At 70.7% G+C, this 13478-nt stretch carries 12 protein-coding genes; 7 read left to right on the plus strand and 5 right to left on the minus strand.

Going from position 1 to position 13478, the window contains the following annotated elements:
- Positions 1-52: 52 nt before the first annotated feature.
- The 7 genes from ACWCQM_RS17610 to ACWCQM_RS17640 all read left to right on the plus strand — a co-directional run bounded on the left by ACWCQM_RS17610 (position 53) and on the right by ACWCQM_RS17640 (position 7295).
- On the plus strand, positions 53-1867 hold the full coding sequence (locus ACWCQM_RS17610; protein WP_450916302.1) for a glycoside hydrolase family 15 protein: 1815 nt from the start codon (positions 53-55) through the stop codon (positions 1865-1867).
- A complete protein-coding gene (locus ACWCQM_RS17615; RefSeq protein ID WP_450916145.1) occupies positions 1864-2433 on the plus strand; it encodes a hypothetical protein in 570 nt (189 codons plus the stop codon). Before ACWCQM_RS17610 ends, ACWCQM_RS17615 begins: the two co-directional genes overlap by 4 nt.
- 86 nt (positions 2434-2519) lie before the next feature.
- Entirely contained in the window at positions 2520-3119 is a 600-nt protein-coding gene (locus ACWCQM_RS17620) for a class I SAM-dependent methyltransferase (protein ID WP_450916146.1), read from the plus strand.
- Between the two features lie 141 nt (positions 3120-3260).
- Positions 3261-4208: a helix-turn-helix transcriptional regulator gene (locus ACWCQM_RS17625; protein ID WP_450916147.1), complete on the plus strand. Its 948-nt coding sequence runs from the start codon at positions 3261-3263 to the stop codon at positions 4206-4208.
- A complete protein-coding gene (locus tag ACWCQM_RS17630; protein WP_450916148.1) occupies positions 4205-5746 on the plus strand; it encodes a transcriptional regulator, XRE family protein in 1542 nt (513 codons plus the stop codon). The genes ACWCQM_RS17625 and ACWCQM_RS17630 overlap by 4 nt, the downstream gene beginning before the upstream one ends.
- A 65-nt stretch (positions 5747-5811) precedes the next feature.
- Positions 5812-6837: an asparaginase gene (locus ACWCQM_RS17635; RefSeq protein WP_450916149.1), complete on the plus strand. Its 1026-nt coding sequence runs from the start codon at positions 5812-5814 to the stop codon at positions 6835-6837.
- Positions 6837-7295, plus strand: coding sequence for a PPC domain-containing DNA-binding protein (locus ACWCQM_RS17640; RefSeq protein WP_450916150.1), 459 nt, complete (start codon positions 6837-6839; stop codon positions 7293-7295). The genes ACWCQM_RS17635 and ACWCQM_RS17640 overlap by 1 nt, the downstream gene beginning before the upstream one ends.
- A 332-nt stretch (positions 7296-7627) precedes the next feature.
- On the opposite strand, the gene ACWCQM_RS17645 is transcribed toward ACWCQM_RS17640, so the two are convergent.
- Genes ACWCQM_RS17645 through ACWCQM_RS17665 form a run of 5 tightly spaced genes read right to left on the minus strand, consistent with a single transcriptional unit; the run spans position 7628 to position 13420 of the window.
- Positions 7628-8332 carry a LuxR C-terminal-related transcriptional regulator gene (locus tag ACWCQM_RS17645; protein ID WP_450916151.1) on the minus strand — a complete coding sequence of 235 codons (705 nt, stop codon included), beginning with the start codon at positions 8330-8332 and terminating at the stop codon, positions 7628-7630.
- Between the two features lie 39 nt (positions 8333-8371).
- Positions 8372-9343 (minus strand): terpene synthase family protein, encoded by a 972-nt coding sequence (locus tag ACWCQM_RS17650; protein ID WP_450916152.1) that lies wholly within the window; start codon positions 9341-9343, stop codon positions 8372-8374.
- Entirely contained in the window at positions 9340-10701 is a 1362-nt protein-coding gene (locus tag ACWCQM_RS17655; protein WP_450916153.1) for a cytochrome P450, read from the minus strand. Before ACWCQM_RS17655 ends, ACWCQM_RS17650 begins: the two co-directional genes overlap by 4 nt.
- Positions 10698-12317 carry a labda-7,13-dienyl diphosphate synthase gene (locus ACWCQM_RS17660; protein ID WP_450916154.1) on the minus strand — a complete coding sequence of 540 codons (1620 nt, stop codon included), beginning with the start codon at positions 12315-12317 and terminating at the stop codon, positions 10698-10700. The genes ACWCQM_RS17655 and ACWCQM_RS17660 overlap by 4 nt, the downstream gene beginning before the upstream one ends.
- Positions 12314-13420 carry a polyprenyl synthetase family protein gene (locus tag ACWCQM_RS17665; protein ID WP_450916155.1) on the minus strand — a complete coding sequence of 369 codons (1107 nt, stop codon included), beginning with the start codon at positions 13418-13420 and terminating at the stop codon, positions 12314-12316. Before ACWCQM_RS17665 ends, ACWCQM_RS17660 begins: the two co-directional genes overlap by 4 nt.
- Positions 13421-13478 lie beyond the last annotated feature (58 nt).

The following is a 13478-nucleotide window of genomic DNA, read 5'->3' on the forward strand; positions in this document are numbered from 1 at the left end:
CCTCCTCCCCTCCCCCCGCAAGCCCGCCGAGACGCCCCTGCCGATAAGCGGTGTGGACGGGATCCAGGACCACGCCTACGTCGGCAACATGCGCACCGGCGCCTTGGTCGGCCGGGATGGCCGAGTCTCCTGGATGGCCCTGCCTCGCTTCGACTCCCGGGCGCACTTCACCAGCATCCTGGGGACCGAGGAGCACGGGCTGTGGCGCATCGGCCCCGTCAGCCCGGACGGCACCGCGCCTGCGGCGGACCGGCGGCGCTACCTCGGCGACACCCTCATCCTCGAGTCCGTCTGGACCACCAAGGCAGGCACCGTCAAGGTCCTCGACTTCATGCCCACCACCGGCGAAGCGGCGCAACTGGTCCGCATCGTCGAGGGCGTCGCCGGTAGCGTCACCATGCACTCCGTCCTGCGGGCGCGGACCGACTACGGACGCACGACACCGCAACTCGTCTTCAGCGGGCGCCGGGTGAGCGCGAGACTGGACGAGGGCAGGCTGTGGCTCGACGCGGACGTCCACCTCGGCGCGCGCGGCGACGACCTGTTCTCACAGTTCACCGTGTCCGAGGGCGAGCAGGTGGCCTTCACCCTGTCGTGGCAGCCGGACCAGACCACCCCGCCGCCCCTGCCCGCGCCCGCCGCCCTGCTGCGGCAGACCACGGCCTTCTGGACCACCTGGGCCTCGCACTGCACCTACACGGGCGCCCGCCGCGATGACGTCATCCGCTCGCTGATCCCGCTCAAGGCCCTCATCTACGAGCCGACCGGCGCCATGGTGGCCGCCGCCAGCGTCTCGCTGCCCGAGGAGATCGGCGGCATCCGCAACTGGTCCTACGTGTACTGCTGGCTGCGGGACTCCGCATTCGCCGCCGAGAGCCTGGCCCAGTTCGGCTACGGGCAGGAGGTCGAAGCCTGGATCGACTGGGTCACGGCCGTCATCGATGGCGACTTCGACAACCTGCAGATCATGTACGGGGTCGGCGGTGAGCGGGACCTGGTCGAGGAAGAGCTCGACTGGCTGCCCGGCCACGCCGGCTCCCGCCCGGTCCGGATCGGCAACGGCGCAGCGGGACAGCTCCAGCTCGACGTGTTCGGTGAAGTCGTCGACGCCCTGGCCAAGGCGCAGCAGCACTACCCGCACCTGGCGCCGAAGGTCACGCCGCTCATCACCGGGCTCGTCGGGTGCGTGGAGAAGCTGTGGCGGAAGCCGGACATGGGGATCTGGGAGGTCCGCGGACCGCGCCGCCACTTCGTCCACTCCAAGATCATGGCCTGGACGGCCGTCGACCGGGCCGTCCGGCTCGTCGAAGCCGTCCACATGGACGGCCCGCTGGAGCACTGGCGCGCGCTGCGCGACACGATCCACCGGGACGTCTGCGAGAAGGGCTACGACAAGGAGCGCAACACCTTCACCCAATCGTACGGTTCCACCGAGCTGGACGCCGCCCTCCTGCACGCCCTGCTCTCCGGGTTCCTGCCCGCCGACGACAAGCGGGTCATCGGCACCATCGAGGCGGTCCAGCAGGACCTGTCCATCAAGGGCGGTTACCTGCTGCGCTACCGCACCAGCGGCAACATGCCGGGCGTCGACGGCCTGACCGGCCACGAGGCCACCTTCCTGATCGGGCTGGGCTGGCTGATCGTCGCGCTCGGGCGCATCGGGCGCACCAGCGAGGCCGAGGTTCTCACCGAGGCCCTGCTCCGCGCCCGCAACGACGTCGGTCTGCTCTCCGAGGAGTGGGATCCGCACGCCGAGCAGCAGCTCGGGAATTTCCCTCAGGCCTTCTCGCACATCGCCGTACTCATGGCGCTCGCGGCCGCGCCTACTGGAGCGGAGCCGGAGACGGTGGAGGTGGCCGTCCGGTGAAGGCCCTGCGCCTCTTCCAGGCACGCTCGCCGTACGACGCTGTCCCCGCCACTCCGTCGGCGGCAGGGATCCTCGTGCCGTACCGGGTTCCGGCCGGACCGGCTGCCCTCGTCCGGCCGCAGACCAAGGCCCTGGTGCGGTGGCTGCGGCAGATGCTCCACACCGGCGTCTACCTCGCCACGCTCCGTCTGCCCGTCGGCATCGTGGCGTGGGTATACGAGAGCCGGCCCCGGCCCCGCCCCCGCGGGCGCCGCCCTTCCACGGGCGGCGAGCTGGTCTTGCCCCTGTTATGGGTCGGCGCTGTCATCGGCGGTCTGGTGCTGATCGTCGTGATCACCGCTGGCGAAGCCGCCGCCACCCCCGCTGGAATGCCCACCGGGGCCCCCGGGGATCCTCGCGCTGCCGAAGTGCAGTCGCCCTTCTCGGTGACCAATGCCACGGCGGCCACCAGCGGTGCCGGCCCCACATCCGAGGGTGGAAGGCCGGAAGTCCTCGGGAAGTTTCGTGAGACGACGTCCTTCTCAGAGCCGTCTGCGCGATCGCTGTATCTGGCCGCCCCGACGTGACGCCCCTCGTCTCCTCAACGCGCGCAGTCTCCTCCGCGCGTTCCACGAGATACGCCGCACTTCCCCAGCAGACTCAGGAGATCAGGATGATCAGGACGGCCGCACCGTCCTTGACGGCCGAGGACTGGAACGGCCTCTACGCCTCCGGGCGGGTGACACCCCGACTGATCGGCGACGGTGAGCGCCGGTCTGCCCACCGCACGTTGTCCGTGGCCTGCGGCATGAGCGCGGTGGATCTCGGCTGCGGCACCGGGAAATGGACGCGGCAGCTCGCCGCCTGGGGCCTGGACACGATCGGCCTGGACTTCTCCCAGGTCGCCCTGACCCAGGCCCGCGCCGCGGTGAGCCGGGCCCGCTACGAGCTGTGGGACATCAACGACGAGGCAACCTCGGACCTGCTGCCTCCGGGCAGCATCGACATCATCTCCTGCCGGCTCTCCTTCTCGCTCTTCGACCGGTCCCGGCTGCTGCCGAACGTGCGGCGGTGGATGGCCCCGCGAGGCCGTCTCTACATCCTCACGAACATCACCGATCAGCACGACGGGAAGCTCCCCGCGTACGAGTGCGGAATGAGCGAGGAGGACATCACGTCCCTCGGCAGTGACGGCTGGCACGTGCGGGACGTCTTCCGGCTCAACCGGCGCGTGGGAATCGTCCTCCAGCCATCCGGATCGCCTCATCCGTGAAGGCACCCACCGCCCCGAGCTAGATGCCCGGGGCCTCAGCTCAGGTCCGGCACGACAAGACGATCGATCCGGCGACACCCTCCCACGCAGCCCCAGTACTTGATCGACAGTCCACCAAGAAAGCAGGGCAGTCACATGACCATGGAGTCACCGACACACGCGGCCGACGACGTCTGGCCGTGGGCCGACGAAGGCGACCCGGAGTGGTCGTGGCTTCCTCACTCCCGGACCGTCCCGGTCCCGTGTGGGACGTACTTCGACGCCGTCCGCATGCCCGCCGACATCGCCGCCCCCGTACTCCGGCGCCTCGGCAGCGGCACGGGCCCGGTCCTGGCCAACGACGTCACCCGAGTTTGGTGGTTCCTCCTGCCGCTCGGGGAAGCCGCGCCCGGCCTGTGGGCGCCTGGGGTCCGTCTCCTGCGCCGGGGCACCGTCATCGGCATACCGCCGCGCGAGGTCACGGGGGGTAAGGATGTCCACTGGGTCGTCACACCCGGAACCCAGACCACCTCCGCGGACCGGCTGCGCGCGGCGCTGAACGCTGCCGATGCCGCCCCCTCCCTCCCCGTGCTCCACCCGGCAGCCCGCCCCGTCCCGGCGTCGAGGCGCCTCGCGCCGACGTTGGCCGCAGCAACGCTCCCCTTCACCCCCCGCCCCCTCACACCGACGCAACTGCGCACCGGCCGGCTCCTGCTCGCCGGGAAGAACAATCAGGAGATCGCCACCGAGCTTGAGGTGTCCGTGACGACCGTGCGCGATCACCTGAAGGGAATCGGCTACCGGGCCGGCGGAACCACCCCGGCCGGCCGAGCCGCTGCCCTCCTGGCCGGCGGTCATCTCCCCCCACTACAGACCGCCATGACCCCGCCGGTCTTCACCGCCGACGACCTCGCCCTCATCCGAGCCGTCGCGGAGCTTTCCCACCCCACCAGCGTGCCGATGCACCTGCGCGATGCCGAGGAGGACCACCTCGCGCGGCTTCGGCAGGCGGCCGGAGCCAGAAACAACGCGCACCTCGTCGCCCTGGCCTGGACACAGCTCACCGCTGTCCAGAGCCGCCCGATGGCGACCTCAGCAACGGGGGCATGATGACCCACCTCGAGAACGCCGCGGCCGTCAAGGAGTCCGGCATGACGCAGCCGCATCCCCGCACCCTCCTGCAGCACCTCCTGGAGACCACGCCCAGGCTGAACGGCACGACATGGCCCCGGTTCCAGGTCCTCTGGGGACGGATGGCGGCCGAGGCTGCACAGGGCTTAGGACTCCCGAAGCTCGCCCATGTCCGAGTCTCACGTTCCACCTACATCCGGTGGCTCTCCGGCGCCCAAGTCGCCAAGGGCGACACGGCGGTGGTCTTGGAGTGGTACTTCGGAAAGAGCGCCGCTGAACTCGCCCAGCCCGTACCGCGCCGGGAGATCGTGCGGCCCAGCCCGCTGGACCCGAGCACACTCACCGCCGCCACACGAGCCCTGGACTACACCTGGGACACCTCCCGGTACGTACCGGGCGAACCGAACACCGGCGTCATCGGGACCTGGGACCTCGCCGGTGGCCGACACTTCGACGGTACGACCATCGGCCTGCAGCTGTACGAGGCCGCGCCCGACGGCGATCAGGTCAAGCTCAAGGAAGCCGACCTGCCACACCTTGAGTCCTTCGTCCGATCCTCGCGCCGAGGGGCGATCCTCGCCTCCCTCGGAGCCGCGGGCGGAACAGGCCTGTACCTGCTGGACGCCGCGCACGCCCGCCAGGAGCTCACCGCCCGCCAGGTTCCTCGCATCCCTGCCGCCTACCAACTGGACAATCTGACCTTCGCGCTCGCGCGGGCGCTGTACGTCCTGGACGACGGCATGCTCGCCGACGACCTGCCGCTGTCCGACCGGGCAGAGGAACTGGGCTACTACGTCAAGACCGGCGACTCCGCGCCGCCGAGATCGGACATGCCCGAGCTCTCCCCGGTCGGTGCCGCGTGGCTCGGCTCCACCCTGTGCGCGCAGTACATCACCCGGCGCCTCGACGAACTGCCCGACATCCCCGCGTTCTGGACCCGGGAAGCCACCGGCGAAGAATGCACCCCCTGGCTGCTGTTCCGGCACAAGCACGAGTACCTCCAGGCCGTGGCCAGCCGTTTCGCAGGGGCCGGCAGCCCGCTGGGACGTGCCTTCTGCGTACCGGAACAGTCCGTGCACAGCACCGAGCCCTACGAGCGGATCCTGCTGCTCCTCACCGTCGCGATGATGGAGATGCACCGGATCAAGGTGTGGATCACCAGCGACCCGGCCTACGCCCAGACCGAAGGGTTCGTCCTGGCCCGCGACCGGGCCATCCTGGCCAACTGGGTACGCGAGGACTCCGTATGGCGCGTCGCCACCACGAGCGCCGCACAGGACGTCGCCCCCTACCAGGAGGCAATCAGCCACGCCCAGACCCACAGCATCGTCGACGGCCCCACCCCTGCCGCCCGGCTGCAGGCTCTGGCCGAGTACCTCGAGCTGGACTGGACCTGGCTGGCCGCCCGGTGCCGTGCACTCGGCCAGAGCGGTATCACCGGCATGCTGAGGCCCCGCAGCCGCCACCTCACGCTCACCGCGCTCGACCAGACGCTGCGCTTCCTCGGCACACTGTAGGCAGCCGCAATGGGGATCGATAGGCTCAACCCCCTCTACTCCCAAGGTGATCTGAGGAATCAGCGTTGACGAAGGACCGCACCCGTCCCACCGTTGCCGTAGTAGGCCTCGGCGGCACCATCGCCATGATGCCCTCCGACCATGACGGAGCCGCTCGCCCCACCCTGAGCGCGAAGGACCTGCTCGCCGCGGTACCCCAACTGGACGGCACGGACGTCGATATCCAGACGCTGTCCTTCGCGAGCAAACCCGGCGCCTCGTTGACACTGGACGACATCGACCGCCTCGCCAGCCGGCTCCGGGCGATGGCCGGCGAAGGCGCCGTCGACGGCATCGTCGTCACCCAGGGAACCGACACCCTGGAGGAGACCGCCTACCTGCTGAGCCTGCTGTACGCGGAGCAGGCCCCGCTCGTCATCACCGGAGCCATGCGCGCCCCGCACCTGGCCGGCGCCGACGGACCGGCCAACCTGCTCGCCGCCGTCACCGTCGCGGCCAGCCCTGATGCACGCGGTCTGGGCGTTCTCGTGGTCTTCAACGACCAGGTCTTCGACCCCGCGCGTGTCCGCAAGGCGCACAGCACCAGCACCAGCGCGTTCACCGCCCCCGACACCGGCGCTCTCGGCGTCGTCGCGGAAGGCGCCCTCCGCCTGCTCGCCGTCCCCGCGCACAAGCCCCGCCCCCTCACCACGCCCCTCGACAGGAAGGCTCGTGTCGCCCTGTACCCCGCCACCCTCGGCGACGACGGCACTCTCCTAGAGGTGCTGCTGAACCAGGTCGACGGCATGGTCATCGCCGGGTTCGGAGTCGGCCACGTCCCCGAGACCTGGGTTCCCGTCCTCGCGAAGGCGGCCCAGCGCCTCCCGGTCGTCCTCGCCTCCCGTACCGGAGCTGGCACCACCCTCACGCGCGCGTACGGGTTCGACGGCTCGGAGAAGGACCTGCTCTCCCGCGGTCTCATCGGCGCCGGACACCTCGACCCATACAAGGCCCGCCACCTCCTGACACTCCTGCTGCGCAGCGGCGCCGACAACGACACGATCCGCGCGACGTTCGCTCCCGCCGGAACGACCGCGGAAGGACGAGGCTGATGCGAGCCACCGAACTGACGATGGGGCGCTCCTTCGCGCTGGCCTTCGACGACGGCGACGACTTCGTCAAGGAGCTCACCGACTTCTGCGCGGAGCAGGGCATCCGGCAAGCGATCATCCCGATGTTCCTCGGCGGCTTCCGTCGGGTGGGCCTGGTGGGGGCAGCCGGCCCACTGCAGAACCCGGAAGCGCCCGTGTGGGACGAGACCGTCCTGGAGACGGTAGAGGCCGTGGGCGCCGGAACCCTCGCCTGGAGCCCGGATACCGACTCCCTGGCCCCTCACCTGCACGTCGCGGTCGGACGCAAAGACCTCAAGGCCGCCGGCAGCGTGTCCCACCTGCTCTGGGCGGAGGTCCAGTTCATCCAGGAGCTGACCTTGCAGGAGGTCATCGCACCATCGATGCTGCGACCCCGGTGCGGGCCGCATAGCGTCCCTACGCTCACATTCGCCCCGTAGCCGCCGCCGTCCTGCTGATCGTTTCGGCATCAGGGTCACAGGCGGCGGAAGCTGCGCGTCGTCTCCAGCCTCGCGGAGGCGACTGCGCCGCCGAGCGCGTGGCCCTTGACTGCGCCCTCGATGACGCCCGCGCTCAAGGCGCGGTGGTCACGGGCACGGCGGCCAGCTAGCCAGCTCCCCCGGCACCGTGACGACGACTGGGAACTGGTCGAGGATGCCCTCTTTGACGGCGGTGAGCCCAGCGGCAATGGTCTGGCACCCTTGTGGAACACTCTGCCCGAGCAGTGGTTCGTCCCCTTGGCCGGGACCGAGCCGCGTGACGCGGGCCGCGGCTACCCACAGCACTGGACACGGACCAGTGCGGGCTCTTGAACAGGATCGGCGGCGCGCGCAGCGGTCTCCGGCAGCTCCATCGTCGTGGCCCTTGCAGGCTGACGTAGCAGGCCTGTAGCACGTTCTTCCGCTGAGGGAGTGTGCGTGTGCTGGCGATCGGGCGACAGGACTGGCGCTCTGTGATCTGGCACTACAGTCTCCGTTCGCTGACCTGTCAGCGAATGCCGCGTACGGGCACCAGCTCTGGTGCCCATACCGAGGAACCCCCAGGCGTGACCGAGGCCGACCAGGTGCGTGTCGTTGGCGGCCCCGGCCTTTTCGACGAGTTCGGCGATCATGGGGCGGGCATCGGCGGGGGCGATCCCGGCGGCCTTGGCGATGTCGTGGGTCTCCGCGTTCTCGGCGAGCGCGTGCAGCAGCCGCAGGTCCCGTTCGGTGAAGTCGGGGATGCGCTCGGGTGCCGGCGGCGGAGGGATCTGCCTGCTGGCCAGTACGGCGTGTGCGCGGGCGGGCCGGCCGCTGCGGCTGGTGATCCCGTACTTCTTGCCGATGGCGACGATGTGGCCGGTGAACGTCGTGGTGCTGATGCCCAGGGCCTGGGCGCCCTCGGCGTTCGACGCACCGGCGACCAGGTGCTCGGCAGCCCGCTTCTCGGCCGGGGTGAGCTGCGCGAGTGCTGGGGCGGTGCGGATCTTCACGGGCATGGGAGGGAGGTCTTTCGGTGGTGAGGTAAGTGCCCCGGCTCAGGTCACGGGGGTGGTGTATCGGTCGTGGTTGATGTGCCAGATGAACGCGTGGACGATGTGCTTCAGGGCCTGGGCGTGGCGCTTGAGCGGCGAGGAAGCGTCGGCGGACAGCTCGTCGATCAGAGCGCGGGCGATCACGGCCTGCTCTTCGCACATCCGGGCGGCGGCGGTGAAGGCCTCGGGGAGCGGAAGGTGGCGCTCGTGCATGAGCAGTGTCGGAAGGCTCAACGGTGAGACGGGGCTTCGGCTCGCCTCCCGTGAGTAGGAGGCGAGGTCGTTGACCCAGCCGACCAGGCACGCGACTGCGGTCTCCCCTCGGTCCACCAGGGGCGGAATGCCTTGCCGGTCGGGTAGTTCGTAGGAGAGCACGATCGGCGTGAGGGCGATGATGGTGTGGGCGAAGACGGTGAGGGGCCGCATCGTGCAGTAGGTGTGCAGGCGGACACGGCTGGGGTCGGTGAGGTGCTGGGCCTCCCAGAGAAGCCCGACGAGGTTGCCACGAAGGTGTCCGGTGAGGTCGAGGTACTGGCTGGGGGTGGCCCTCTCTCCGAGGCGGTTGAGGAGGTGGCGCAGTGCTGTTGTGAACGGGCCTGGCCGTGCTGTGGGGGTGCTACTGGTCAGGACTCCGGTCAGCTCGTCGATGTGGCCGGCCAGGGTTGCGGGGTCGGTCGCGGCGGTGACCTCGCCGTAGGTGTCGTCGAAGGCCACGAGCCACAGGAGGAGCTCAGCCGCGAGCAGCAGGCTGTCGAGATCGGCGGTGGGAAGCGCGCGGGTGATGCCCTGGCTGGTGATGCCGCACAGGGCACGCAGCTCTTCCTCCGGCACGGGGAGGTTTCGTTCGGCGGCCCAGCGCCGGAGCTCTCTTTCTACGGTGACGGCGTGAGGGCTGGTCGGGAACGGGCCGGGGAAGGCGACTCCGAGATCCGGCATGGTGAGGGGGACGGGCACGGTGCCGGGGCTGCTGTTCACGCTGCCTCCCGGGCGGTGGTGGTCTGGCGGGCTTCGGCCCTCATCCGCAGGACGGAGGGGTGGACCGTGATCGCGCCGACCGGCACGGGCCGGATCCCGGGTGCCGGTCGCAGTCGCCAGCGGGAGGCGATGAGGGCCGTGATGATCGTCATCTCGGTCCAGGCGAAGGCGTCGCCGATGCACTGGCGCTTGCCGACGCCGAACGGGATGAAGCCGTTCTTCGGCGGCGGGGGCCGGTCCGGCAGCCAGCGGTCGGGGTCGAATCGCAACGGGTCCGGGTAGAGGCCTGGGTCGCGGTGCAGGGTGTAGGGGCTCCAGACGACGTCGCTGCCGGCGGGCAGGGTGAAGTCGCCGAGCCGGACCGCGTCGGTGGCCTGCCGGGTCACCAGCCAGCCGGGGCTGTACAGGCGGAGGGTCTCCTGGACGAGAGCGCGGGTGAACGTCAGCCGCGGCAGGTGGTCGGCGGTGAGTTCCTGTCCGGCCAGGACGGTGTCGACCTCGGTGTGGAGTCGGGTTTCAAGGCCTGGGTGACGGCCGACCTCGAGGAAGAGCCAGGCCATGACGACGGCCGTCGTCTCGGATCCGGCGGCGAGCAGGCCGGTGACTTCGGACAGGATCTCGTCGTCCGGGAGCGGGATGCCGGTCTCGTCCCGGGCGTCCAGAAGCATCGAGACGACGTCGTCGTAGTCGTCGGGCCGTGTGCGGTGGTCGGTGATGATGGCGGACACCGCCTGGTGCAGGATGCTGCTGGCGCGGGCGAGACGCCGGTTGTGCCGGGTGGGGAGCCGGTCGAGGAGCGGCAGCGGCAGGAGGGCGCGCCGGAGGGCCGCCTTGAAGAGGGTGTCCACGCTCGTGAGGATCGCGCGGGCGGCGTGAGGCTCGGGGGTGGCGGAGAACGCGGCGGTCATGACGATGTTCTGGGCCGTCAGCTGCATCTCGGTCTTCAGGTCGAGCTCGTCGCCCTCGCTCCAGGTGCCGATGGCCGAGGCGGCGGTGTCGCGCATGGTCCGGACGTAGCCGGTGACCCGCTCGCGGTGGAAGGCGGGCTGCATCAGCCGGCGGCGCGTGAGGTGCCGGGGCCCGTCGGCGACCGGCAGGGCGTCCTTGCCGAAGAGCTTGAGCTTCTCGAAGAGCAGGCCCTTGGTGAAGTGGCCGGACTGGGCGGTGAGCATCTGGTGGATCAACTCGGGCGAGTTGACCACGGTCACGGCCTTCGGGCCGAGCGTGATCCGTACGATGGGGCCGTGGGTGCGCAGTTGCTGGAGGAAGGCCAGCCGGTCACGCAGGAGCGGCAGGGCGTGTCCGATGAGCGGGCGCCGGCCTGGGGCGATCGGCGCGAGTCGGTGGTCGGCTGTCACGAGGCCACTCCTTGCGTGTGCCGTCCGGGGCCGTGCCGGGTCAGCAGCTGGCGGGCGGCAAGGATCTCGGCCTGGATCATCGAGGTGGGGGCGTAGAGCGTCTTGTCGTGCCACAGCGCCGGCGGCTCGTGCCGGGTGTCCCAGGCGTCGAGGGCGTGCTCGGCGCGCTGGAGCGCTGTGCGCCACCCGGGACGGATGGCGGCGGCGGGATCGGCGAGGAGGATCTGCACCGCGTACGCGGTCTCCTCCGCTGTGCCGCCCCAGATACCCCAGGTTCCGTCGTCGTGCTGGCTGGCCAGGACCCGGTCGACAGCCCTTTGGATGGCTTGGCGGGTGCCCGGTCCGTCGTGGCTGAGGAGTGCTCGTACGCACCGCTCGGTGGCGTAGTACGGGGAGGCGTGCCATTTGTCCGTCCAGGCGCCGTCGGTCTGCTGCTCCACCAGCCAGTCGCGCACCAGGTCCATGCGCGGGTGGTGGACCGGGCTTACGGCCGGCCGCAGACGGAGGTGCGCTGTCAGGGCCTGGAGGGCGTGGGCGTTCGCCGTGACGGATCCGGTGTCTTCGCCGATGTAGCACCGGTAGTGGGTGTCGGCCCAGAACGCGGCGAGCGGGGCGGGGGCGCCCGATGTGCCGGTGAGGGCGGCTACCAGCACGGCCATCGCGGTGTCATCGGCGTCGGGCAGGAGCCCCGGGGCGCCGCGGACTCCGGCCGGGTCGTAAATGTCGTGTGCCCAGGCCCCGGCCGTAGCCCGGCAGGCGGGCGGCAGGCCGGGGCGGGCGAGGGCGGCGGCGACCCACAGCCGCTCGAAGGCGCGGATCGGTGCCGCCTCCGGGAAGAGCCCGCCGTAACGGCGGGCCGCGGCTGACAGGGCCGCCCGCGCCTGTTCGCCCTGTTCACCCTCCGGCTGAGAGGCGAGCCAAGCGCCGGTGGCGGCGGGTGAGCTGCCGAGCAGACCATGTGGCACGGGCACCGTGTTGCCAGGCAGGTGCCGGGCGATGCCCTCGAAGGTGTGGTGGAGCTTGCCGGGGACGCCGGTGCGGCACTGTTGCGCGATCTCCTCGTGCCGCTCGGGCTGGAAACCGTGCGGCACGCTCAGGCGCGCCCCGCGTGAGAGCGGCCCGAGGTGGGGCAGCGTGCCGGTCACGGAGTGGTCCAGGAGGCTGTTGATCCGGGCGACGAGGCTGGGGACGAGGACCTCGATGGCTGCCGTGTCCGGCCACCGGCCGTCGGCAGGCGGCCTGCGCAGCGCGGTGAGTCCGTCGGCGGCTGCCGATGCGAGGCGGACCCGGGTCGGGACGGTGGCAGTCGCTTCCCGTACGAGGGTGGCGAGCAGGGCTTCGACGGCGCTGAGCGTCGGCAGCAGTCGGTACCGTGCCGGGCCTTCGCCCCAGGTGCCGTCCGGCAGTTGCTGGTTCAGCAGCCATTCGAGCCGGGCTCCGTGCTCGGCGAAGTCCGGGACCAGGGAGATGACGCGGGCCGTCTCGTACACCGATGCGCGGACGCTGCCCCACGGGTCGGCGTCGATGTCCGCCATCAGGCGTACGGCCTGGGAGTCGAACCGGCGACGCACCTCCGGTATGACAGCGGTGCTGGTTCCTGCCCGGCTGCCGGTCATGACTGCCGCTCCGTGGCTATGCCGGCGATCTCCCTCAGGGCCTCGGCGGCGGGGAAGGGAAACGGGGCACGGCCCAGTACGGTCAGGGCCGCATGGCGCCGGGCCGTGATCATCGCCTCGACCTGCCGGCGGGCGCCGGAGTGCTCGATGACCTGACGGACGCGCCCGAAGTCCTCGTCCGTCAGGTCCGGGTTGCCGATCGCCATGTGCAGCAGCTGCCTGTCGGTGGCGGAGGCCGATTGCAGGGCGAGCGCCATCAGCACGGTGGCCTTGCCCTCCCGTATGTCGTCGCCGACTGGCTTGCCGGTCGTGGCAGGGTCGCCGAAGACGCCGAGGAGGTCATCGCGCAGCTGGAAGGCCTCTCCCAGCGGGATGGCGAACTCGCTGCAGGCGCTGTGCACATCGGGTCCGGCACCGGCGAGTGCTGCGCCGATGCGCAGCGGCCATTCCACGGTGTAGGAGGCGGTCTTGTAGCGCACGATCCGCAGCGCGGCCTCGATGTTGTCGCAGGGCCGGCCGGTAGACGCCAGGTCGAGGTACTGGCCGTACACCAGCTGGCTGCGCATGGTCTCCAGCAGAGGCTGGATCCGCCTTATCGTCTCCGCGCCGGGGCCGGTGCGGATGAGGTCGTCCGACAGGGTCAGGACGAGGTCGCCGAGCAGAAGGCCGGCTGCCTGGCCGTGGACCGTGGCGCGGCCGGGAGTGCCCCCGTCAGCGAGGTACGCCGCGGCGAGCGTGCGGTGCGCGCTGGGGCGGCCGCGGCGCAGGTTGCTGCCGTCCATCACATCGTCGTGGATCAGGGCGAAGGCGTGGAAGAGCTCCAGGGACGCGGCCACACGCAGGATGATCTTCTGGTCTCCGCCCTCTCCCCCGGCGTACCACCCCGCGACGCACAGGTGCGCCCGCAGGCGCTTGCCGCCGGCAAGGAGACCGCTCAGCGTGGTGTACAGCGGAGCCAGCTCCGGCCCGGGGGCGGCCTGGGCCTTGCCTGCGAGGAAGTCGGTGAGGATCGAGTCGACTTCGTCCCGTACGGCGGACAGATCCGACGGGACGGTGGTGGGTGGCAGCGGCTGGCGTTTCCCGATCTGGTCGAGGACCGGCATGGGAGCCTCCTTCTTCTTCCGAGCGGACCGAGATGGCCGCGATGAGGCGCGGGGCGAC

It is taken from the genome of Streptomyces sp. NPDC002125, assembly GCF_053593715.1.

Bases quoted from the DNA above. Each gene is read 5' to 3' on its own strand.
- ACWCQM_RS17640 (WP_450916150.1), top strand. From the start codon at position 6,837: ATGCGAGCCACCGAACTGACGATGGGGCGCTCCTTCGCGCTGGCCTTC.
- ACWCQM_RS17620 (WP_450916146.1), top strand. From the start codon at position 2,520: ATGATCAGGACGGCCGCACCGTCCTTGACGGCCGAGGACTGGAACGGC.
- ACWCQM_RS17665 (WP_450916155.1), bottom strand. From the start codon at position 13,420: ATGCCGGTCCTCGACCAGATCGGGAAACGCCAGCCGCTGCCACCCACC.
- ACWCQM_RS17625 (WP_450916147.1), top strand. From the start codon at position 3,261: ATGGAGTCACCGACACACGCGGCCGACGACGTCTGGCCGTGGGCCGAC.
- ACWCQM_RS17645 (WP_450916151.1), bottom strand. From the start codon at position 8,332: ATGCCCGTGAAGATCCGCACCGCCCCAGCACTCGCGCAGCTCACCCCG.
- ACWCQM_RS17630 (WP_450916148.1), top strand. From the start codon at position 4,205: ATGATGACCCACCTCGAGAACGCCGCGGCCGTCAAGGAGTCCGGCATG.
- ACWCQM_RS17660 (WP_450916154.1), bottom strand. From the start codon at position 12,317: ATGACCGGCAGCCGGGCAGGAACCAGCACCGCTGTCATACCGGAGGTG.